The following is a 20,728-nucleotide window of genomic DNA, read 5'->3' as shown; positions in this document are numbered from 1 at the left end:
GATCGCGCTGGTATTACCCAGAATACGCCAGACCGAAGATTTCGCTTCGGACAACCATCCAGATCAGATAAGTTTCCGCTGATTTTTCCATTAGACGCCGATCTTTACGTCACCCAATATTTTGATGACGACGTATTTGATCGAGGCCTTTGTAATATGCGCCTCTGCTGCAGATTTAGTCTCGTTCAGATATCCATTGGATGTTCTTGGCGCGCACACCTGCATGCCTTGTAGTTCGACATCTTAACTGGCGCGCATCACCCGCCAATCAATGGTTGATTTGTACTGGTACAGGGATTTTATTTAACCGGTTGATCCGGCCGGAAACCCATTGTTCCGTCCCCAGACGATGGCTTCGGAACGCTTGTGCACGCCGAGCTTGCGGTAGAGGGCGGCGGCGTGGTTGCGCACGGTGTTTCGGGACAGGGTCAGGCGCTTGGCGATGGCATCGTCACCGAGCCCGGAGCAGATGAGATCGAGAATCTGCCGCTCGCGCACCGTCATGTTCGGCGCGATCGCATCCATGTGATCGCCTCCCGGCCCGCGCAGGTTGGCGAGCTTGTCGATGAGCCCGCGACTGAACCAGGACGTATCGGCCATGACGGTCTCGATGGCCTCGAACAGGTCGCGCTCGCCGCGCTTGCGCTCCGTGATGTCCTGCAGGACGAGGAGTGCGTAGACATCGTCCCCGATCTCGACCCGTTCGGCCGAGACGAGGCAATCGAGGCTGGTTCCGTCCTGGTGGCAGAGGCAGACTTCAAGGCCGATGACGTAGCCGGTCAGAGCCACCGCGCTCTCGAATTTCTCGCGGGCCGCATCGTGAACCCAGAGCCCGAGCTCCGCGGGCGAACGCCCGGCGACCGTATCGCTGGCATGGCCGAAGACCCGGCTGAAGGCCTCGTTCACCCCCGTGATCGTGAAACCGTCCGCCCGTGCCAGCACGGTTGGCACGGGGGTCAGGCGGAATGCCTTGGCGAAACGCTCCTCGCTCTGGCGCAAAGCCATCTCGGCCTTCCGGCGCAATTCGAGGTCGGCGAAGGTGAAGAGCATGCAGGCTTCTTCGCCGAGCTCCATCGGCTGGCCGGCGACGATGACGTGACGCTCGCCCCCGTCGGGCAGATCGAGACAGGCCTCCATCTGCGGGATGGTGCCACCCTCGTTCAGTCGCGAGATGGCCAGGTCCCGGTTGCGGGCGCCCGCCAGCACATCGACCTCGTAGACGCTGCGGCCGATGACGGCATCCCGGGTGTAGCCCGTCATCTCGAGGAATCCGAGATTGACCTTCACGTGGCGCAGGTCGGAGAGCCGGCAGATTACGGCCGGGGCCGGATTCGCGTTGAAGGTCTTCTCGAAGCGATCCTCGGCCTCGAACTGGTCCGAGACGTCCTTCAGGATGAGGGCGAGGCAACTCGGATTGCCCTCCCGATCCGTGGCCACGAGACTGCGGAGGGAATGGACGAAGGTCACGTCCGGCTTGTCGGTCCGGGTCACCTCGACGATCACGTCGTGGAACGTCTCGCCGGATACGACGCGCTCGATCGGATATTGATTGGGGGTGCGATTATTGCGGTAGCGCAGGGCGAAACGCTCGCGATAGGCATCGACCGTTTCCCCGAGCACATCCATGGATTCCACGCCATGCATCGCCAGGGCAGCCTCGTTGGCATAGGCGATGGTCTGGTTCGGCTCGACCAGGATCACCCCCTCGCTGAGGCCGGCGATGATCTGCCGGAGTTCGTACCTGTCGACGCCAAGTGTCACCGTCGCTCCCACCGCTCCCCGATCCGGGCCACAGCCCCGCCTTCAACAGATGCATGCGTAAGCAGTTCCAGGGTAAAGCGTCGAAACACTGGTATATCTCGCTGAACACAGCCCTCTTGATTTCGGTGCGCCCATTCATGATGACGATTGGCGAACTTAAATATTCATTATCTGATGGAACAGGACCCGTTCTTTACCTTGAGAAGTTACGCTCTGAACATCGAGACAAATCAATTTACAAATAAAGATTCGACCTAAAAAGAAATCGACGAAACAACGTGCTCTATTCAATCATCGCTCGAAAGTTTTTGGTGTGGGCACGCGGAGGCAAGAGGCGGAAAGTCCCGCGTTCCAACGGGGGGCGCGTCGTCACGGAGCGAGCCTGTGTGTTCCCGGCCCGCGACCATCGCTGCCCCTGACGTAACCGGGAGCGTGTGATCGCCGAAATCCGTCTCAGAGCCGCCGTCGAACCTGAGTTGCGATAAGGGGACCGTTCCACATGAGCACGCTTGCCCGCGCTCCAGCCGTCGCGGCGGAATGCCGTTGCCACGATCTCGATGGCGGAGGGCGGTGTGGCCAAGTCCCCGGCAGCGAATTAGAGTCTTGGCGATGAGCCTGGCGCAGGCGGCATATTCGGGCCGCTTCTCCGTCCTACCGGCTCGGTCCGAAGCCCCCGGAAGCATCGCGTCCATGCCCGCCCGATCGACGCCATCGTCCGGCGAGGCGTCACTGGCAGCTGCGATGCAGGCGGCTCAGAACGGCGATGCCGTCGCCTATCGCCAACTTCTGCGAGACTGCGTGCCCGTCATCTCCGCGATGGCGAGGGCCAAGGGCGTGCAGGGGCCGAGCCTCGACGATGTGGTCCAGGACACTCTGCTGACGATCCACCGGGCGCGGGCAAGCTACGACCCGTCCAGACCCTTTCTCCCGTGGCTCCGCGCGATCGCCCATCGGCGCGCCATCGACGCCATGCGCCATGACAGCCGTCGGCCACGAGAGGTTCACGATCCTATCGCCTACGAGACACGCGCCGATGATGGGCCCCCGCCCGGGCACGATCTTGAAATCCGAGCTCGGCATCGGGCCGTGACCGAGGCCGTCGCCCATCTTCCCCCGGGGCAGCGCGAGGCGATCGAACACATCGCCCTGCGCGAGTTATCCCTCGAGGAGGCGTCCGTTCTCACCGGGCGGACCAAGACGGCGCTGAAAGTCAATTTCCATCGGGCTCTGAAAGCCCTGCGTGCCGCTCTCTCATCCAGCAAGGAGGGCTCGGATGTCTGATCCCGCCAGCCACGAACGTCTCGTCGAGGAGCTGGCCCGGTCGCTCGCGCCGGTCCGCCCGCTGCCGGGGCCGGGATGGCGGGCCGTCGCCTGGTTCTCCGCCGTGCTCGCCCTGGCCATCCTCCTGCTGCCCCTGTCCGACGCCGCCAGCCTGCAATTGCGCCTCGGCGTTCCGGATCTTCGCTATGCCGCGCTCGGGGCGATGTTGACGAGCATGGCCGCAGCCTTCGCGGCCTTCCAGAGCAGCGTGCCGGGCCACAGCCGGGCCTGGGCTCTTCTGCCGATCCCGCCTCTGGTTGTGTGGCTCGGCGTCAGCGGGCTCGGTTGCCTGCGGGCCTGGCTCGCTCCGGCTTCGAACCTCGCCGAAACCGGAGAGATGCGCGGCTGCTTCGTTTTCCTGATGGGCGTCTCTCTGCCGCTCTCAATCCTGCTCGTCACGATGTTGCGCCGGGCCTGCCCCTTGAACCCGAGCCTCACGGCGGCTCTCGGAGGCTTGGCCGTCGCGGCGGCGGCAGCGGCGCTTCTGGTGCCGTTCCATCCCCACGACGCCACCGCGACGGATCTGGCGGTGCACCTCGTGGCCGTTTTCATCGTGGTCGGCCTCAACGGACTCCTCGGCGGGCGCATCCTCGAAGGCGCACCCCGCCGACGCCCGGCCGCCACGGCGTCGGAGGCCGATCCGTAGGCGGGCAGGAGCAGCGTTTCCGATCGAGCGGGGCCCCGCGGCGGCCGGTGAGATGGCCTAGATCATGCCGCGCTAACGTCCTTCGACCGGCCCTTCCGTCCGCCGACGACACGCATGACCGTGCCATCTCCCTCGGCGCAGATCTTCACGCCGACCGACAGTCTCGTCGTTCCCATCTTAAACGAGCGTGCGGCCGGTGCCGTCGTTCGCGGAACGGTGTGACCCCGCATCCGAGGTGGAGGCCGGACAGCGAATGGACGACCAAGCCGCAGGCTCGATTCGGCCTCCACAGTCATCATCCCTTGATCATCTGACGCCAAGCCTCTATCCGGGCGGCGTCTTTCGCCCGGCTCGACACCTCGAGCGCCGCCCTGGGCGACCGCTCATGTGACTTTGTCTTAGGAATGTGACGATGGCCAAAGAGAAATTTGCCCGCACCAAGCCGCACTGCAACATTGGCACGATTGGTCACGTTGACCACGGCAAGACGTCGCTGACGGCTGCGATCACGAAGGTCCTGGCGGAGTCGGGTGGCGCGACGTTCACGGCCTACGACCAGATCGACAAGGCCCCCGAGGAGAAGGCGCGCGGCATCACGATCTCGACGGCTCACGTCGAGTACGAGACGGCCAACCGTCACTACGCCCACGTCGATTGCCCCGGCCACGCCGATTACGTGAAGAACATGATCACGGGTGCGGCGCAGATGGACGGCGCGATCCTGGTCGTGTCGGCCGCCGACGGCCCGATGCCGCAGACCCGCGAGCACATCCTGCTCGCCCGTCAGGTCGGCGTGCCGGCGCTGGTGGTGTTCCTCAACAAGGTCGACCTCGTCGACGACGAGGAGCTCCTCGAGCTCGTCGAGATGGAGGTGCGCGAGCTCCTCTCCAAGTACGACTTCCCCGGCGACGACATCCCGATCACCAAGGGTTCGGCCAAGGTGGCTCTCGACAACGGCGACAAGGCCGTCGGCCATGACGCCGTGCTGGCCCTGATGGCGAGCGTGGATGCCTACATCCCGCAGCCGGAGCGTCCGATCGACAAGCCGTTCCTGATGCCGATCGAGGACGTGTTCTCGATCTCGGGACGCGGCACCGTGGTGACGGGTCGCGTCGAGCGCGGCATCGTCAAGGTCGGCGAGACCGTGGAGATCGTCGGCATCCGCGACACCCAGACCACCACGGTCACGGGCGTCGAGATGTTCCGCAAGCTGCTCGACCAGGGCCAGGCCGGCGACAATGTCGGCGTGCTCCTGCGCGGCACCAAGCGTGAAGACGTCGAGCGCGGCCAGGTCGTGTGCAAGCCGGGCTCGGTCAAGCCCCACACCAAGTTCAAGGCCGAAGCCTACATCCTCACCAAGGAGGAGGGCGGTCGCCACACCCCGTTCTTCACCAACTACCGGCCCCAGTTCTACTTCCGCACCACGGACGTGACCGGTGTCTGCGAACTGCCCGAGGGCACCGAGATGGTGATGCCCGGTGACAGCGTCACCATGGACGTCACCCTCATCGTCCCCGTCGCCATGGAAGAGAAGCTCCGCTTCGCCATCCGTGAAGGCGGACGCACCGTCGGCGCAGGCGTCGTCGCAGCCATCAACGACTGAGAATGCGGAGAGCCGCGCCGTTTCGGCGACGCGGCTCGCCCCACCTGTAATGTTCGAAAGAGCCGGCTTCGCGCCGGCTCTTTTGTTTTGAGCGAACGCCACCGGGAAACAGGAGCCCGTCGTGAGCAAGGAAACCAGCAAGTTTCTCAGCTACGTGCTGCGGCATGCCCCGGATGCGATCGGGATCACCCTGGATCGTCAGGGGTGGGTCGACATCGACACCCTGCTTGCGGCCGCCCTCCGATCCGGGACAGCCATCGATCGCGTTACCCTCGACGAGATCGTCGCCACGAGTGACAAGAAACGCTTCACCCTGTCGCCGGACGGTTCGCGGATTAGGGCGGCCCAGGGGCATTCCGTCGAGGTGACCCTGGATCTCGCTCCCTGTAAACCGCCGCCCATCCTGTTCCATGGCACCGCGATCCATGCGGTTCCGGCCATCCTGGCCAACGGCCTCAGGCCCGGCGCGAGGAACCACGTCCATCTCTCCTCCGAAGCGGAAACCGCCCGCCGCGTCGGCCGGCGGCACGGGAAACCAGCCGTCCTCACCGTCGCGGCGCAGAGCATGTGGCAGGCCGGCACGCATTTCTACCGTGCGGACAACGGTGTCTGGCTCGTCGGGCATGTGCCGCCAGCCTATCTTGGCCGGTTCGAGGAGCCGTGACAGCTGTACCATCGCAATTTCGGCGGCGGCACGCCTTGGGCTCTTGCGCCGGCGGAAATGATCGGGCATTGAGCGTCCCGCGTAGGAGTGTAGCTCAACTGGTCAGAGCGCCGGTCTCCAAAACCGGAGGTTGCGGGTTCGAGTCCCTCCACTCCTGCCAGTGTTATCCTTAAGCGCAATGCCGGATCGGCCTCCCATCGGGAATGTCGAACCGGAGCGTGTCTCCAGCTTTCTGTCGACATGTCCGCGACGGTCGACAAGACCCGGGACTTGCGCTAGAGCGTTCGCATTCCGAGATCGGTAAATGTGTTCGGTGCGGGCTTCGACCAGAGCCTCCGCACCGGTCCGCTTTCCGGTCAGGGCCGATTTTCCCTGTTGTTGGCATCAATGGCATCGAACGAAGCAACGAAGAAGGCGGATCTGGCGCGCACTCCGCAGCGCGGCGCCGCTACGCCGACGCCGCCTCGGGGCACTCCGCCCGTGCGGCCCGCGCCCAAGCGCGTCGGCCCGGCCGAGTTCCTGTCCCAGGTGCGCGACGAGGGCCGCAAGGTCACGTGGCCGAGCCGCAAGGAGACCACCGTGACGACGATCATGGTGTTCATCATGGTGGTGGCGGCGAGCATCTTCTTCACGGTCGTGGACCAGGCACTGCGCTACATCGTGACCCTGATCCTCGGGGTCGGCGCCTAGAACAACTGAGTCTTCCTGGGCGCGTCGTCGCGACCGGGCAGGCCGACGTCAGGATTTGGTGAGAACCGTGTCGAAACGCTGGTACATCGTCCACGCCTACTCGAATTTCGAGAACAAGGTCGCGCAGTCCATCAAGGATCAGGCGGCGCAGCGCGGGCTGATGGAGCTGTTCGACGAGGTCATGGTTCCGACCGAGAAGGTCGTCGAGGTTCGCCGCGGCCGCAAGGTCGATGCCGAGCGCAAGTTTTTCCCGGGCTACGTCCTGGTGAAATGCGACCTCACCGACGAAGTCTACCACCTCATCAAGAACACCCCGAAGGTCACGGGCTTCCTCGGCGCTGACAAGTCGAAGCCGGTGCCGATTCCCGATTCCGAGGCGGAGCGGATCAAGGGGCAGGTCGCCGAGGGCGTCGATCGTCCCAAGCCCTCGATCTCCTTCGAGATCGGCGAGACCGTCCGCGTCTCCGACGGTCCCTTCGCATCCTTCAACGGCACCGTCGAGGAAATCGACGAGAGCCGTTCGCGCCTCAAGGTCGCCGTGTCGATCTTCGGTCGCGCCACTCCGGTGGAACTCGAATACGCTCAGGTCGAGAAGGTCTGATCGTCAGGCGAATGACGAAACGCGGATGGCGAAGGTAGGCAAAGCCTCCTCGCCGTCCGCGATTCGCGTTCGTCATAACCCGCGGGAGGTCCGCCCGGTTTGCCGCCGGGATCCACGGATCGCACCGCGACCTGCAACCGCTCGTATCGTCCGTGCTCGAGGCAGCCGGGCGACGGGCTACATTTGGGAGCAGTCCCTATGGCAAAGAAGATCACGGGCTACGTGAAGCTTCAGGTTCCGGCCGGCGCCGCGAACCCGTCGCCGCCCATCGGTCCCGCGCTCGGTCAGCGCGGCCTGAACATCATGGAATTCTGCAAGGCCTTCAACGCGAAGACCTCTCAGATCGAGAAGGGCACCCCGATCCCGGTCGTCATCACGGCGTATCAGGACCGCTCCTTCACCTTCGAGATGAAGCAGCCGCCGGTCACCTTCTTCCTGAAGAAGGCTGCCGGTCTGAAGATCGGCAAGAAGCCGGCTTCCGGCTCCAAGACTCCGGGCAAGGGCCCGACGGTGGGCAAGGTCACCGAAGCTCAGCTTCGCGAGATCGCCGAGAAGAAGATGCCCGACCTGAACTGCGACTCGGTTGACGCCGCCGTCGCCATGATCCGTGGCTCCGCGCGGGCCATGGGCCTCGACGTCGTCGCTTAAGGGGGAGGGCACAATGGCACATGAAGGCAAGCGCATCCGCGCCGCCCGCGAGGGCATCGACGCGCTCAAGCTCTACCCGATCGCCGAGGCGATCGCCCTGGTGAAGCAGAAGGCCAGCGCCAAGTTCGACGAGACCGTTGAGATCTCGATGAACCTTGGCGTCGACCCGCGCCACGCCGACCAGATGGTCCGCGGCGTCTGCAACCTGCCGAACGGCTCCGGCCGTACCGTGCGGGTGGCGGTGTTCGCCCGCGGCGCCAAGGCCGACGAGGCCAAGGCCGCCGGTGCCGACATCGTCGGCGCAGAGGATCTGCTCGAGATCGTCCAGAGCGGCAAGATTGAGTTCGACCGCTGCATCGCGACCCCGGACCTGATGCCGCTCGTCGGTCGTCTCGGCAAGGTGCTCGGCCCGCGCGGCCTGATGCCGAACCCGAAGGTCGGCACCGTCACCATGGACGTGAAGTCCGCGGTCGCCGGCGCCAAGGGCGGCTCGGTGGAGTTCCGCGTCGAGAAGGCTGGCATCGTCCATGCCGGCATCGGCAAGGTCTCCTTCGACGAGACCAAGCTCGTCGAGAACATCAAGGCGTTCGCCGACGCGGTGGCCAAGGCCAAGCCGGCCGGCGCCAAGGGCACCTACATCCAGCGCATCGCCGTCACGTCGTCGATGGGCCCCGGTGTGAAGGTCGAGCCGTCGACCGTGCTGACCGCCTGATCGGCACCCGCCTCACGAAAATAGGAAACGCCCGGCTGTCATGGCCGGGCGTTTTCTTTTGTCTAAGCGAGAAGCTTCAGACGCCGGCCAGCGAGAAGCGTCGCGGTGAGGCCGGCGAACATCGCCGCGCCGAAGACCCATCCGGATGCGGCTCCGGCCATGATTCCCGATAGCAACGTTCCGACGCTGCAGCCGAGACCGGTCATGGCGCCCCAGCCGAGGAGAAGGCCGCCGACGAGACCGCGCACGGCCTGGCCCCGCGTCGGCAGGGCGGGGCGGAACTCCCCCGCCGCCAGAGCGGCGGCCAGGGACGCCGCGACGAGCCCCGCGATGAATACCCCGTTCGGCGTCAGGATCGCATCGCGGATGGCGGTGGCGCAGCCACGAAACCCGTCGAGCCCTTCGAGGCGCGCGGGCAGGAGATCGAGCCCGGCAGCGGCCTGCCTCGCCCGTCCGCCAATCTCGGCGGTGACGCCGAGGGGGCCGACCCTGAGATACGCCAAGGTTCCGAGAGCGCCGACAGCGAGTCCGCCGAGCCAGGTCGGCCAACGCTCGACGAAGACGGCACGCAGCGGCGCGATGCGCCTCGATGGCGCCGCATCGGCGGGCGGCAGCCACCGCAGAAGGGGCACCGCGAGAGCCGCCAGGACCGCGAGAGTGAGGACGAGGCTGCCGGCATAGCCGAGATGTCGGGGCAGCCAGATGACGGGCGCTTCCGAAATGCTGGCGAGATAGAGCGTGTTCCAGGTGAGGAAGCCGAGGACGAAGCCCAGGGCTGTTCCGACCAGGGCGAACGGTGCCGTGGGTGATCCCTCGCCGAGGCGGTAGAGATGAGCGCCGATGCAGGAGCCCGAGATCGCCATGCCCGCTCCGAAAGCGGCACCGGCAAGGGCGAGGATCGGCCCGACGGGACCGATATGGGCGTCGGGCGGCAACCGCACCCCACTCGGATCGGGCAGCCATGCCCCCAGCACGACAGCATAGCCGACCGTACCGGCGGCGAGCGCGGCGAGGATGCCGAGGGCGCCGCGCGGGTCTCGCCGGTCGATCAGATCGCGCCACAGGCAGAAGAAGCAGAAGCGCGAGCGCTGGAGCACGAAGCCGAAAAGGGCTCCGAATGTCAGCGAGAGCGCGAGACGGCTGCTGCCGGGATCGCCGGAGAGATTCAAGGCGGCGGCCAGGATACTCACGCCGATCAGGGCCGCCGACGCGAACCGCAACGGCACGGGGGAACGCCCGGTCGAAGGACCGGGCGCTGGAGGTTCGGATATCGGCGACGCCGTCACTTGCCCGACCACACCGTCCCGGCAAGGTTCACCACCGGCACGCCGACGGCGTTTCCGTATTCCGTCCAGGACCCGTCGTAATTCCGCACGGGGTAGCCGAGGACGCGGCTGAGCACGAACCAGGAATGGCTCGAGCGCTCGCCGATGCGGCAGGAGGTGATGACCGGCTTGGACCCATCGATCCCCACATCGGCGTAGAGCTTCTTCAGCTCCGGCACGGATTTCAGGGTGCCGTCCGGGTTCACGGCCTTGGCCCAGGGCACGTTCACCGAACCGGGGATATGGCCTGCCCGGATCGCGAGTTCCTGCACGCCTGCCGGCGCGATGAGCTTGCCCGAGAACTCATCCGGCGAGCGGATATCGAGGATCGTCTCGTCCCGCTCCTTGCGCGCCACGGCGAGCACGTCCGCGAGACGGGCGCGCTGGCCCGTCGAGACCGGCGTGACGGGGAAGGCCGAGGCGGCCACGTCGGGGCTGCGGGTATCGAGCTGCCGCTTCTCGGCCTCCCATTTCTTGCGGCCACCATCGAGCAGCTTCACGTTGTCGACGAGACCGTACTGCGCGAACACCCAAGCCCCCCAAGCGGCGAACCAGTTGTTGTTGTCGCCGTAGAGGATCACCGTGGTGTCGCGGTCGATGCCGAGACGCCGGATCAGGGCGGCGAACTTGTCCGGTCCCGCGATGTCGCGGCTCACCGTCTCCACGAGATCCGTGTGCCAGAGGACGTTCTGCGCATTGGGAATGTGGCCGCGCTCGTACACGCCTGGCTCCACGCTGACCTCGACGATCCGCAGCTTCGGCGAGTTTAGGTTGGCCTCGAGCCACTCGGTGGATACGAGGGGGCTGGTTTGGGCTTGTTTCTGTTCGGCGGCATGCGCCGCCACATGCCCGATCGTCGGCAACGCCAAGGCGGCCAGCGCGATACGAGCGGCAAGAAGGGTTCTGAAGGACACGGGCGCGCTCCGGCGAGGATAAGGTCGTCGCGTCGCGGTGGGCTGTGCTCGGCCGTCGACCGTGCCGCCCGGGTCGTATCGTCGACCACGGGCCATGCCCCGAAACTTGACAATATGATGGTGTTTCCGATCGCCAGCAGAATCAATACAATGGTTTTTCAAATATTTGCGTGATGTTGGAATATAGGTTCCAATGCGAGCCTAAAAAGACAGGGATTATCTTCGCCATTGAACCGTCCGTGAAAGCCGATGAATCCGATGACGGCGGCTACCCGGAACCGGGTCCGAGATACCCGGCAGCGCCGGAGCCCTGAGCGTGGATAATTCCTCGCTGGGTAGCCCGAGGGCTTTGCGGCCCGTCCGCACGAGCCCGCTCCCGGATTCCGACGCTGTCTTCAGGTTCATGCACGCCAGAACGGTTTCGCGGCTTCCAGGCGCAAAGCCACGGGATCGAGATCGAGCTCTCTAACTTGCTCCGAGGTCAATTCTCGAATTGTACGCCTCCCGGTGAAGCGCCTGAGCCAGATTGATAGGATCCCGAGGGGCCCAGGCGAAAGTTGCCTCTGTGCTTGGTCGGAAGAGGTCCTTAGGCTAGGAAGGAAAGCGACCTTCCGTTCGGGACTTAGGATCGGCCCTAGAGTATCGCGGTTCGGCATTTCGATGGGGCTCCATTCGCTCGCAACTCGTCATTGATCCGAATTTGAATCGAATCAATCAATACATTGCACTCGGAGCAATATGAGCTTGGCCGACTACCGGATGATTTCGGACGGGATCGCTGCGGATATCGCGCAGGGGCGCATGGCCCCGGGAAGCCGGATGCCGACGCAAAGGCAATTCGCATACGAGCGTGGGATCGCCGTCTCTACCGCCAGTCGAGTCTATGCGGAGCTCACGCGGCGCGGGCTCGTCACCGGAGAAGTCGGCCGCGGTACGTTCATCCGCAACGCGGAGCCGGACGCGGCAGGCGAACGAGAGGCGGAAGGCGGCCTCGTCAATCTCGAACACGTCTTCTCCATCCTGCCCCATCAAGCGGCGGATCTCGCCGCCAGCCTCAAGCCTCTTCTCGATCCGGCCCGGATTCAGGCCACGTTCCCACCCGTCAGGCCGGGTGCGGCCGGGCCGGCGCGAGCCAAGGCGGCCGGTTTCTTCGCGCGGGGAGGGTGGTCGGCCGATCCCGAAACCGTCCTCTTCACCGGGACGGGACGTCAGGGCATCGCTGCGGCCATGGCGGCGCTGGCCCAACCCGGCGACCGGATCGGGGTGGAGGCCATGACCTATCCCATCGTCAAAGGCCTCGCGCACCGCCTCGGTATCGAGCTCGTCGCCCTACCGATGGATGCGGAGGGGGTGACCCCGGATGCCATCGAGCGAGCGCATGGGGAGAAGCCCCTGCGGGCCCTCTATCTGCAGCCCGTCCTGCAAAGCCCCCTCGGCCAGAGCATGAGCGCAGAACGGCGGCGCGCCGTAGCGTCGGCCCTCCACCGGCACGACCTCGTCTGTATCGAGGATTCCGTCTACGGTTTCCTGTGTGACGAGGAACCCTTGGCGGCCCTGGCACCGGACCGCGTGATCCTCATCGACAGCCTGTCGAAACGGCTGGCTCCCGGCCTGAGCCTGGGCTTCGTCGCGGCGCCCTCCGGTTTGGTGCAGCGGCTCGGCGCCGCGATCCGCACCGGAGCCTGGACGGCGAGCGGCCTTCCCCTGGCGATGGCGCTCCACCTCATCGACGACGGAACCGCGAGGCGGATCGAGACCGCCAAGCGGGCGGACGCGACCGCGCGCCAGCATGCCGCCAGGGAAGCATTGGCGGGCCTCGACGTGCGGGGTGACCCGAGAGCCTTCCACCTCTGGCTCTCGTTGCCCTCCCATTGGAGCGCCGAACGCTATGCGGCTGCCGCGGCGCGCAACGGTGTCGCGGTATCCCCCGCCAGCGCCTTCGCCGTCGGGACCTCGACGCCGGAGAATGGGGTGCGCCTCGCCCTCGGCTCGCCACCTTTCGCGCGTCTGGACAGCGCTCTACGGACATTGCGGCGCCTCGTCCTCGATGGTGACGAGGCCGTGGTGGAATAGGCTCTCCGGGCCATTCGAAGCCTACCGGCCGATGCCGGACAGTCGCATCGCACGCTTGAATCGACGCGGCCCGTTCGAGGCTGCGTCAAACGCGCGCGAACGTCACGGCTCCGGCTTGGGCACGATCAAAACCCGCCCTGGAAAGGGCAAAGAAATCAACATGCGAGGGTGACGCCTTCGCACCTGTCTGTGCTAGGTATGCCGCCATGCGATGCACCCTCTCCGTCACCTCGAAACGACGCATCCTGTGCGTCTTTCCCGCATACACGCCGTCCTTCGGGACTTTCGCCCACGCCTACCCGTTAATGGGCGGGGTAAAGGCGTTCATGCCGCCTCAGGGCCTGCTCCTCATCGCGGCTTACATGCCGGAGGAATGGGAGTACCGGTTCATCGACGAGAACATCAAACGGGCCGGGCCGGACGATTTCGCCTGGGCCGATGCGGTGTTCGTATCGGGCATGCACATCCAGGCACCCCAGATCCGGGACATCTACGCTCGGGCGCATGCGGCCGGTAAGGTGACGGCGCTCGGCGGCCCTTCGGTCTCCGGATCGCCCGAGCAATATCCCGAGTTCGACTATCTCCATATCGGCGAGATCGGCGACGCTACCGACGAACTCGTGTCGATCCTCGACCGCGACGTGTCCATTCCGGCGAGCCAAGTTCGCCTCGAAACCAAGGAGCGTCTGCCGCTCTCCGATTTCCCGGCGCCTGCCTACGAGGCCGCTCCCCTCAAGCGCTACCTCATCGGTTCCCTGCAGTTCTCGTCCGGCTGCCCCTATCGCTGCGAGTTCTGCGATATCCCGCAGCTATACGGCCGTCAGCCCCGCCTGAAGACTCCCGAGCAGATGCTCGGCGAGCTCGATGCGATCATCTCCCAGCCGGGCCATCCGGCCGTCGTGTACTTCGTCGACGACAATTTCATCGGCAACCGCAAGGCGACGAAGGACATGCTGCCCCACCTCGTGGAGTGGCAGAAGAAGAACCATTACCCGCTTCAGTTCGCCTGCGAGGCGACCCTGAACATGGCCAAGCAGCCCGACATCCTCGAGCTGATGCGGCAGGCGAACTTCATGACCGTCTTCGTCGGCATCGAGACGCCGGAAGAGGACGCGCTGGCGGGCATCGACAAGAAGCACAACGCCGCCGTGCCGATGTACGAGGCCATCGAGACTCTCAACAGCTTCGGCCTCGAAGTCACCTCGGGCATCATCCTGGGCCTCGACACGGAGACGGACGGCTCGGAGCAGAAGCTCATCGACTTCGTCGATAAGTCGGCGGTGCCGGTGCTGACGATGAACCTGCTCCAGGCCCTGCCGAAGACACCGCTCTGGGACCGGCTGACCCGCGAGGGACGTCTCACCCATGACGCGGCGCTGGAATCCAACGTCCTGTTCAAGCGTCCGCATGACGATGTGGTGGCGAGTTGGCGCCGGGCCATCGCCCATGCCTACGAGCCGGAGAACCTGTTCGCGCGCTTCCGCTATCAGGTGGAGCGGACCTATCCGCACAGGATCAAGACGCCGACCAGGGGCAAGCTCACACGGACCAATCTCCGTCGCGGTCTCGTGCTCGGTTTCAACATCGCCCTGCGCGTGGGCATCCTCTCGGATTACCGGGGCGTGTTCTGGCGCGCGGCCGGCCATGCCTTGAAGCGCGGGCAGATCGAGGCGGTCTTCAACATGGGCTTCGTCGCCCACCACCTGATCCGCTTCACCCGCGAAGCCCTGCGCGGCGAACACAACGCCTCCTTCTACGCGGCCAAGGCCGAGCAGAAGCTGGAGAATGCCCGGACGCCCTGGTGGCAGGCCGCGCGTAAGTTCCTGCCGACATAGGGACTTCCGTCCGCGCCCGAAGATGCTCCCGCCGAACAGGAGGGAGAAAATCCCGTCAACCAGAATCGTACATGCGAAGCGGATTTCTTCACCTCGGGCACTTGGCAGGGCGCTTGCTAGGGCCTATAGACCCCGCTCCACGTATTTCACACTTTGAAAGGATTCGACCAATCGGTCGATATCCGACATGCGAATTCGCCTGGGCAACCAGGCGATAATGGCCGGAAGGCTTTAAGGGGCGAGCAGCTCCTTCAAGCCTCGTCCGGCCATGTCCTGTCCGAGACTGCAGGCGCCGGGCAACCGGCTTAATTCCCCAGCCTGCACAGACGGGGAAGACCGAATTCAACACCCTATCGGCACCGCGATTCGCGGCGCAGGCAGGTATCGGTTTGAACCATCTCGCCCGTGCCGTCCACCGTTCCGGAGGATGTCAGGGGACAGGGCCGTGAAGCGTCGTCCAGGACGTTCCGGCTTCTCGCTGAGCCGAGTTCCGTTCCGGGCGGCATGTGCAACCGGCGGACCCTCCTCGAGGGGGCCCCGCCAACCGGAGAGAGCCCCAGTGGACAGGACAGCCAAAGCTGATCTCGTCTCGACGCTCAACGGCGTGTTTGCGAACACGTCCGTCGTCGTCGTGGCCCACTACAAGGGCCTCACGGTCGCCGAGATGCAGAAGCTGCGCGCGCAGATGAAGCAGGCCGGTGCCACCGTGAAGGTCACCAAGAACCGCATCGCCAACATCGCTCTCGATGGCACGGACGTCGCCTCCATCAAGCCCCTCCTGAAGGGCCCGACCCTGCTCGCTTATTCGAGCGATCCGGTCGCGGCTGCGAAGGTTGCGGTGGACTTCGCCAAGGGTAACGACAAGCTCGTGATCCTCGGCGGCGCCATGGGAACGACAGCTCTGAACCCGGACGGTGTGAAGGCGCTTGCGTCGCTCCCGTCCCTCGACGAACTGCGCGGCAAGATCGTGGGCCTCATCCAGGCTCCCGCGACCAAGATCGCCCAGGTCGTCAGCGCACCGGCTGCCAAGCTGGCTCGCGTGTTCGGAGCCTATGCCACCAAGGACGCGGCTCAGGACGAAGCGGCCTGAGGCCGCATCGCCCTTCCCTCATCACCCGTTCAAACCGACATCTAAAGGAACATCACCATGGCTGATCTTGCCAAGCTCGTCGACGACCTGTCCTCGCTGACCGTTCTCGAAGCCGCCGACCTCGCCAAGCTCCTCGAAGAGAAGTGGGGCGTCTCCGCCGCCGCTGCCGTCGCCGTTGCCGGCCCGGCCGCCGGCCCGGCCGCCGTCGTCGAGGAGCAGACCGAGTTCACGGTTCTCCTGACCGCCGCTGGCGACAAGAAGATCGAGGTCATCAAGGAGGTCCGCGCGATCACCGGCCTCGGCCTCAAGGAAGCCAAGGACCTCGTCGAGGGCGCTCCGAAGGCTGTCAAGGAGTCGGTCAACAAGGAAGAGGCCGAGAAGCTCAAGGCCCAGCTCGAGAAGGCCGGCGCCAAGGTCGAGCTCAAGTAAGTTGCCGATGGGCCAAATCAGGCCCGTCACTTCCGGTCGGTCCCATCGGGGCCGGCCGGCACCGACGCCCGCGGGTCTCCGACCCGTGGGCTAAGGTCGCTTCAAGCGACCGGGCGGTCCTGGAACGGACCGGCGGCATTCATTTCGGGTGGGCTTCGTCCGGCGGGACAGGTTCATCGCCTGGTCGCGGGAGGCATAAAGCCTTCCCCGGGCACCCGGTACGCGGGACGTAGGAGCGAGGTCACCCATGGCCAACACGCTGGTCGGTCGCAAGCGCATTCGCAAGTTTTTCGGCAAGATCAAGGAAGTCGCCGAGATGCCGAACCTCATCGAGGTTCAGAAGGCGTCCTACGACCAGTTCCTGATGATGGACGAGCCGGAAGGCGGACGGGGCGACGAAGGCCTGCAGACCGTTTTCAAGTCGGTCTTCCCGATCTCCGACTTCTCGGCGACGGCCCTCCTCGAATTCGTGAAGTACACGTTCGAGCAGCCGAAATACGATGTCGACGAGTGTCGCCAGCGTGGCATCACCTTCGCGGCCCCGCTCAAGGTGACGCTGCGCCTCATCGTGTTCGATGTGGACCCCGATACTGGCGCCAAGTCCGTCAAGGACATCAAGGAGCAGGACGTCTACATGGGCGACATGCCCCTGATGACGGAGAACGGCACCTTCATCGTCAACGGCACCGAGCGCGTCATCGTCTCGCAGATGCACCGTTCGCCGGGCGTGTTCTTCGATCACGACAAGGGCAAGACCCATTCCTCGGGCAAGCTGCTCTTTGCCGCGCGCATCATCCCCTATCGTGGCTCGTGGCTCGATGTGGAGTTCGATGCCAAGGACATCGTGCATGTGCGTATCGACCGTAAGCGCAAGCTTCCGGCGACGTCGCTGCTGTTCGCCCTCGGCCTCGACGGCGAGGAAATCCTCTCCACCTTCTACAACCGCGTCATCTACGATCGCGACGGCGCCGAATGGCGCGTGCCGTTCGATGCCGACCGTCTGAAGGGCTTCAAGGCCTCCGTCGATCTCGTCGACGCCGATTCAGGCGAAGTCGTCCTCGAAGCCGGCAAGAAGCTCAACGCCCGCAACGCCCGCCAGATCAGCGAGCGCGGCGTCCAGTTCCTGAAGGCCACCGACGAAGACCTGATCGGCCAGTACATCGCCGAAGATCTGGTCAACGCGAAGACCGGCGAGATCTGGGCCGAGGCCGGCGACGAAATCTCCGACAAGCTCCTCAAGAGCCTGGAAGAGGTCGGCGTTTCCGAGCTCCCCGTCCTCGACATCGACCACGTCAATGTCGGTCCCTACATCCGCAACACCCTCGCCGTGGACAAGAACTCGTCCCGCGAAGGCGCGCTGTTCGACATCTACCGCGTCATGCGTCCCGGCGAGCCGCCGACGCTCGACACCGCCGAGGCGATGTTCCACTCGCTGTTCTTCGATTCCGAGCGTTACGACCTCTCGGCCGTCGGCCGCGTGAAGATGAACATGCGCCTCGACCTCGATGCCGAGGATACCGTGCGCACCCTGCGCCGCGAGGACATGCTCGCGGTCGTCAAGGCGCTGGTGGACCTGCGCGACGGCAAGGGCGAGATCGACGACATCGATCACCTCGGCAACCGCCGTGTGCGTTCGGTGGGCGAGCTCATGGAGAACCAGTACCGCCTGGGTCTTCTCCGCATGGAGCGCGCCATCAAGGAGCGCATGTCCTCCGTCGATATCGACACGGTGATGCCGCAGGATCTCATCAACGCGAAGCCGGCAGCGGCCGCGGTGCGTGAGTTCTTCGGCTCGTCACAGCTGTCGCAGTTCATGGATCAGACCAATCCGCTCTCGGAAGTGACGCATAAGCGTCGCCTCTCGGCGCTTGGTCCGGGCGGTCTCACCCGTGAGCGCGCCGGCTTCGAGGTGCGCGACGTGCACCCGACCCATTACGGCCGCATCTGCCCGATCGAGACGCCGGAAGGCCCGAATATCGGTCTCATCAACTCGCTCGCCACCTTCGCGCGGGTGAACAAGTACGGCTTCATCGAGACCCCGTTCCGTCGCGTGAAGGACGGCGTGGTGACGAAGGAGGTCTCCTACCTCTCGGCCATGGAAGAGGCGAAGTACTATGTCGCCCAGGCCAACGCCCAGATGGACGAGAGCTTCAAGCTGACGGAAGACCTCGTGGTCTGCCGTCGGGCCGGCGACGTCATCGTCGTGCCGCCGGACCGCGTCGACCTCATGGACGTGTCGCCGAAGCAGCTCGTCTCGGTAGCTGCCGCACTCATCCCGTTCCTCGAGAACGACGACGCGAACCGCGCTCTGATGGGTTCGAACATGCAGCGCCAGGCGGTGCCGCTGGTCCGCGCCGACGCGCCGTTCGTCGGCACCGGCATGGAAGCCGTGGTCGCCCGCGATTCGGGTGCCGCCATCGCGGCGCGCCGCTCCGGCATCGTCGATCAGGTGGATGCGACCCGTATCGTCATCCGCGCCACCGAAGAGGCCGATGCCAACAAGCCTGGCGTCGACATCTACCGCCTGCAGAAGTTCCAGCGCTCCAACCAGTCGACCTGCATCACGCAGAAGCCGCTGGTCCGCGTGGGCGAGCAGGTCAAGAAGGGCGAGATCATCGCCGATGGTCCGTCGACGGAGTTCGGCGAGCTGGCACTCGGCCGGAACGTGCTCGTCGCGTTCATGCCGTGGAACGGCTACAACTTCGAGGACTCGATCCTGCTCTCCGAGCGGATCGTGAAGGATGACGTGTTCACCTCGATCCATATCGAGGAGTTCGAGGTGATGGCCCGAGACACCAAGCTCGGTCCGGAGGAAATCACCCGCGACATCCCCAACGTCTCGGAAGAGGCGCTGAAGAACCTCGACGAAGCCGGCATCGTCTATATCGGCGCCGAGGTCCATGCGGGCGACATCCTGTGCGGCAAGATCACCCCGAAGGGCGAGAGCCCGATGACGCCGGAGGAGAAGCTCCTCCGCGCCATCTTCGGCGAGAAGGCCTCCGACGTGCGCGACACCTCGCTCCGGGTTCCCCCGGGCGTGACCGGCACGATCGTCGAAGTCCGGGTGTTCAACCGCCACGGCGTCGACAAGGACGAGCGCGCCCAGGCCATCGAGCGCGAAGAGATCGAGCGTCTCGCCAAGGATCGTGACGACGAGCAGGCGATCCTCGACCGCAACACCTACGCGCGTCTCGCCGGCGTCCTGATCGGCCAGTCGCCGATCGCGGGTCCGAAGGGCTTCAAGAAGGAGACCACGCTCAGCCGTGAGCTCCTGAACGAGTACCCGCGCTCGCAATGGTGGCAGTTCGCCGTCGTCGACGACCGTCTCATGACCGAGATGGAAGCGATGCAGAAGCAGTACGACGAATCGAAGAAGCGCCTCGAACAGCGCTTCCTCGACAAGGTCGAGAAGCTGCAGCGCGGCGACGAGTTGCCCCCCGGCGTGATGAAGATGGTCAAGGTCTTCGTTGCGGTGAAGCGCAAGATCCAGCCGGGCGACAAGATGGCCGGCCGTCACGGCAACAAGGGTGTCGTGTCGCGGATCGTGCCGATCGAGGACATGCCGTTCCTAGAAGACGGAACGCATGCCGACATCGTGCTCAACCCGCTCGGCGTGCCGTCGCGCATGAACGTCGGTCAGATCCTGGAGACCCATCTGGGCTGGGCTGCCGCCGGTCTCGGCCGCAAGGTCGGGCTCGCCGTGGACGCCTACCTCCGCAGCAACGACATCGCGCCCCTCAAGGCGGAGATGGAGGCGATCTACTCGCCGTCCGAGCTCGAAGGTCTGTCGGACGAGGACATGGCGGAGGCGGCCAACAACGTGCGCCGCGGCGTGCCGATGGCCACTCCCGTGTTCAACGGCGCCAAGGAAGCCGACATCGAGACGATGCTGGAGATGGCCGGGCTCGACCGCTCGGCGCAGTCGACGCTCTATGACGGGCGTACGGGTGAGCCTTTCGACCGCAAGGTGACGATGGGCTACATCTACATGCTGAAGCTCCACCACCTCGTGGACGACAAGATCCACGCTCGGTCGATCGGTCCTTACTCCCTCGTCACCCAGCAGCCGCTGGGCGGTAAGGCGCAGTTCGGCGGCCAGCGCTTCGGCGAGATGGAGGTCTGGGCTCTGGAGGCCTACGGCGCGGCTTACACGCTGCAGGAGATGCTCACGGTGAAGTCGGACGACGTCGCCGGCCGCACCAAGGTCTACGAGGCCATCGTCCGTGGCGACGATACCTTCGAGGCCGGCATCCCCGAGTCCTTCAACGTGCTCGTCAAGGAAATGCGTTCGCTCGGCCTCAACGTGGAGCTCACCTCCTCCAAGAAGCTCGCGAACGACCAGCTCGACCCGCCCGCCGAGGCAGCCGAGTAAGACCCACGATACGCTCCCGCGCCGGCTCACCGTGAGCCGGCGCGG

At 65.1% G+C, this 20,728-nt stretch carries 16 protein-coding genes and 1 tRNA gene; 14 read left to right on the top strand and 3 right to left on the bottom strand.

The window, feature by feature from the left end; genetic code table 11:
- Positions 1 to 303: 303 nt before the first annotated feature.
- Positions 304 to 1,761 carry a PAS domain S-box protein gene (locus IPV08_RS12510; protein ID WP_207412106.1) on the bottom strand — a complete coding sequence of 486 codons (1,458 nt, stop codon included), beginning with the start codon at positions 1,759 to 1,761 and terminating at the stop codon, positions 304 to 306.
- A gap of 690 nt (positions 1,762 to 2,451) precedes the next feature.
- Between IPV08_RS12510 and IPV08_RS12505 the strand changes: the two genes are divergently transcribed.
- The 9 genes from IPV08_RS12505 to rplA all read left to right on the top strand — a co-directional run bounded on the left by IPV08_RS12505 (position 2,452) and on the right by rplA (position 8,645).
- A complete protein-coding gene (locus tag IPV08_RS12505; protein WP_246747926.1) occupies positions 2,452 to 3,042 on the top strand; it encodes a sigma-70 family RNA polymerase sigma factor in 591 nt (196 codons plus the stop codon).
- Entirely contained in the window at positions 3,035 to 3,727 is a 693-nt protein-coding gene (locus IPV08_RS12500; protein ID WP_207412104.1) for an NrsF family protein, read from the top strand. Before IPV08_RS12505 ends, IPV08_RS12500 begins: the two co-directional genes overlap by 8 nt.
- Positions 3,728 to 4,139: 412 nt before the next feature.
- On the top strand, positions 4,140 to 5,330 hold the full coding sequence (gene tuf, locus IPV08_RS12495; protein WP_207412100.1) for an elongation factor Tu: 1,191 nt from the start codon (positions 4,140 to 4,142) through the stop codon (positions 5,328 to 5,330).
- A gap of 121 nt (positions 5,331 to 5,451) precedes the next feature.
- On the top strand, positions 5,452 to 5,994 hold the full coding sequence (locus tag IPV08_RS12490; protein ID WP_207412103.1) for an RNA 2'-phosphotransferase: 543 nt from the start codon (positions 5,452 to 5,454) through the stop codon (positions 5,992 to 5,994).
- 83 nt (positions 5,995 to 6,077) lie between these two features.
- A tRNA-Trp gene (locus tag IPV08_RS12485) sits at positions 6,078 to 6,154 on the top strand.
- Between the two features lie 227 nt (positions 6,155 to 6,381).
- Entirely contained in the window at positions 6,382 to 6,684 is a 303-nt protein-coding gene (gene secE / locus IPV08_RS12480) for a preprotein translocase subunit SecE (protein ID WP_056429694.1), read from the top strand.
- A gap of 67 nt (positions 6,685 to 6,751) precedes the next feature.
- Complete coding sequence (gene nusG, locus IPV08_RS12475; RefSeq protein ID WP_056429674.1) at positions 6,752 to 7,285, top strand: transcription termination/antitermination protein NusG; 534 nt, start codon at positions 6,752 to 6,754, stop codon at positions 7,283 to 7,285.
- Positions 7,286 to 7,483: 198 nt separating this feature from the next.
- Positions 7,484 to 7,933, top strand: coding sequence for a 50S ribosomal protein L11 (gene rplK / locus IPV08_RS12470; RefSeq protein ID WP_018044245.1), 450 nt, complete (start codon positions 7,484 to 7,486; stop codon positions 7,931 to 7,933).
- Between the two features lie 13 nt (positions 7,934 to 7,946).
- Complete coding sequence (gene rplA / locus IPV08_RS12465) at positions 7,947 to 8,645, top strand: 50S ribosomal protein L1 (RefSeq protein ID WP_056429676.1); 699 nt, start codon at positions 7,947 to 7,949, stop codon at positions 8,643 to 8,645.
- 62 nt (positions 8,646 to 8,707) lie between these two features.
- Here the strand turns inward: rplA and IPV08_RS12460 are convergent, their stop codons facing one another.
- Both IPV08_RS12460 and IPV08_RS12455 read right to left on the bottom strand, forming a co-directional pair.
- Complete coding sequence (locus IPV08_RS12460; protein ID WP_348646113.1) at positions 8,708 to 9,871, bottom strand: YeeE/YedE thiosulfate transporter family protein; 1,164 nt, start codon at positions 9,869 to 9,871, stop codon at positions 8,708 to 8,710.
- 56 nt (positions 9,872 to 9,927) lie between these two features.
- A complete protein-coding gene (locus IPV08_RS12455) occupies positions 9,928 to 10,824 on the bottom strand; it encodes a sulfurtransferase (protein WP_348646116.1) in 897 nt (298 codons plus the stop codon).
- Positions 10,825 to 11,622: 798 nt separating this feature from the next.
- Here IPV08_RS12455 and IPV08_RS12450 point away from each other — a divergent pair.
- The 5 genes from IPV08_RS12450 to rpoB all read left to right on the top strand — a co-directional run bounded on the left by IPV08_RS12450 (position 11,623) and on the right by rpoB (position 20,683).
- On the top strand, positions 11,623 to 12,957 hold the full coding sequence (locus IPV08_RS12450) for a PLP-dependent aminotransferase family protein (protein ID WP_207412101.1): 1,335 nt from the start codon (positions 11,623 to 11,625) through the stop codon (positions 12,955 to 12,957).
- A gap of 206 nt (positions 12,958 to 13,163) precedes the next feature.
- Positions 13,164 to 14,792 (top strand): B12-binding domain-containing radical SAM protein, encoded by a 1,629-nt coding sequence (locus IPV08_RS12445; protein WP_056429685.1) that lies wholly within the window; start codon positions 13,164 to 13,166, stop codon positions 14,790 to 14,792.
- Between the two features lie 559 nt (positions 14,793 to 15,351).
- On the top strand, positions 15,352 to 15,882 hold the full coding sequence (gene rplJ / locus IPV08_RS12440; protein ID WP_056429688.1) for a 50S ribosomal protein L10: 531 nt from the start codon (positions 15,352 to 15,354) through the stop codon (positions 15,880 to 15,882).
- A 57-nt stretch (positions 15,883 to 15,939) separates the two neighbouring features.
- Positions 15,940 to 16,311: a 50S ribosomal protein L7/L12 gene (gene rplL, locus IPV08_RS12435; RefSeq protein WP_018044238.1), complete on the top strand. Its 372-nt coding sequence runs from the start codon at positions 15,940 to 15,942 to the stop codon at positions 16,309 to 16,311.
- A gap of 247 nt (positions 16,312 to 16,558) precedes the next feature.
- Positions 16,559 to 20,683: a DNA-directed RNA polymerase subunit beta gene (gene rpoB / locus IPV08_RS12430; RefSeq protein WP_056429690.1), complete on the top strand. Its 4,125-nt coding sequence runs from the start codon at positions 16,559 to 16,561 to the stop codon at positions 20,681 to 20,683.
- Positions 20,684 to 20,728: the final 45 nt, after the last annotated feature.

This window comes from Methylobacterium sp. SD274 (assembly GCF_017355285.1).
In the GTDB taxonomy this organism is placed as follows: domain Bacteria; phylum Pseudomonadota; class Alphaproteobacteria; order Rhizobiales; family Beijerinckiaceae; genus Methylobacterium.
The sequence above is the reverse complement of the archived record's forward strand: the minus strand, read 5'-3'. Positions and strand labels throughout refer to the sequence as shown.

What these genes read in the sequence shown, in the direction of transcription:
- IPV08_RS12505 (WP_246747926.1), top strand. Translation starts at nt 2,452, where the DNA reads ATGCCCGCCCGATCGACGCCATCGTCCGGCGAGGCGTCACTGGCAGCT.
- IPV08_RS12500 (WP_207412104.1), top strand. Translation starts at nt 3,035, where the DNA reads ATGTCTGATCCCGCCAGCCACGAACGTCTCGTCGAGGAGCTGGCCCGG.
- tuf (WP_207412100.1), top strand. Translation starts at nt 4,140, where the DNA reads ATGGCCAAAGAGAAATTTGCCCGCACCAAGCCGCACTGCAACATTGGC.
- secE (WP_056429694.1), top strand. Translation starts at nt 6,382, where the DNA reads ATGGCATCGAACGAAGCAACGAAGAAGGCGGATCTGGCGCGCACTCCG.
- rplK (WP_018044245.1), top strand. Translation starts at nt 7,484, where the DNA reads ATGGCAAAGAAGATCACGGGCTACGTGAAGCTTCAGGTTCCGGCCGGC.
- rplA (WP_056429676.1), top strand. Translation starts at nt 7,947, where the DNA reads ATGGCACATGAAGGCAAGCGCATCCGCGCCGCCCGCGAGGGCATCGAC.
- IPV08_RS12450 (WP_207412101.1), top strand. Translation starts at nt 11,623, where the DNA reads ATGAGCTTGGCCGACTACCGGATGATTTCGGACGGGATCGCTGCGGAT.
- IPV08_RS12445 (WP_056429685.1), top strand. Translation starts at nt 13,164, where the DNA reads ATGCGATGCACCCTCTCCGTCACCTCGAAACGACGCATCCTGTGCGTC.
- rplL (WP_018044238.1), top strand. Translation starts at nt 15,940, where the DNA reads ATGGCTGATCTTGCCAAGCTCGTCGACGACCTGTCCTCGCTGACCGTT.
- rpoB (WP_056429690.1), top strand. Translation starts at nt 16,559, where the DNA reads ATGGCCAACACGCTGGTCGGTCGCAAGCGCATTCGCAAGTTTTTCGGC.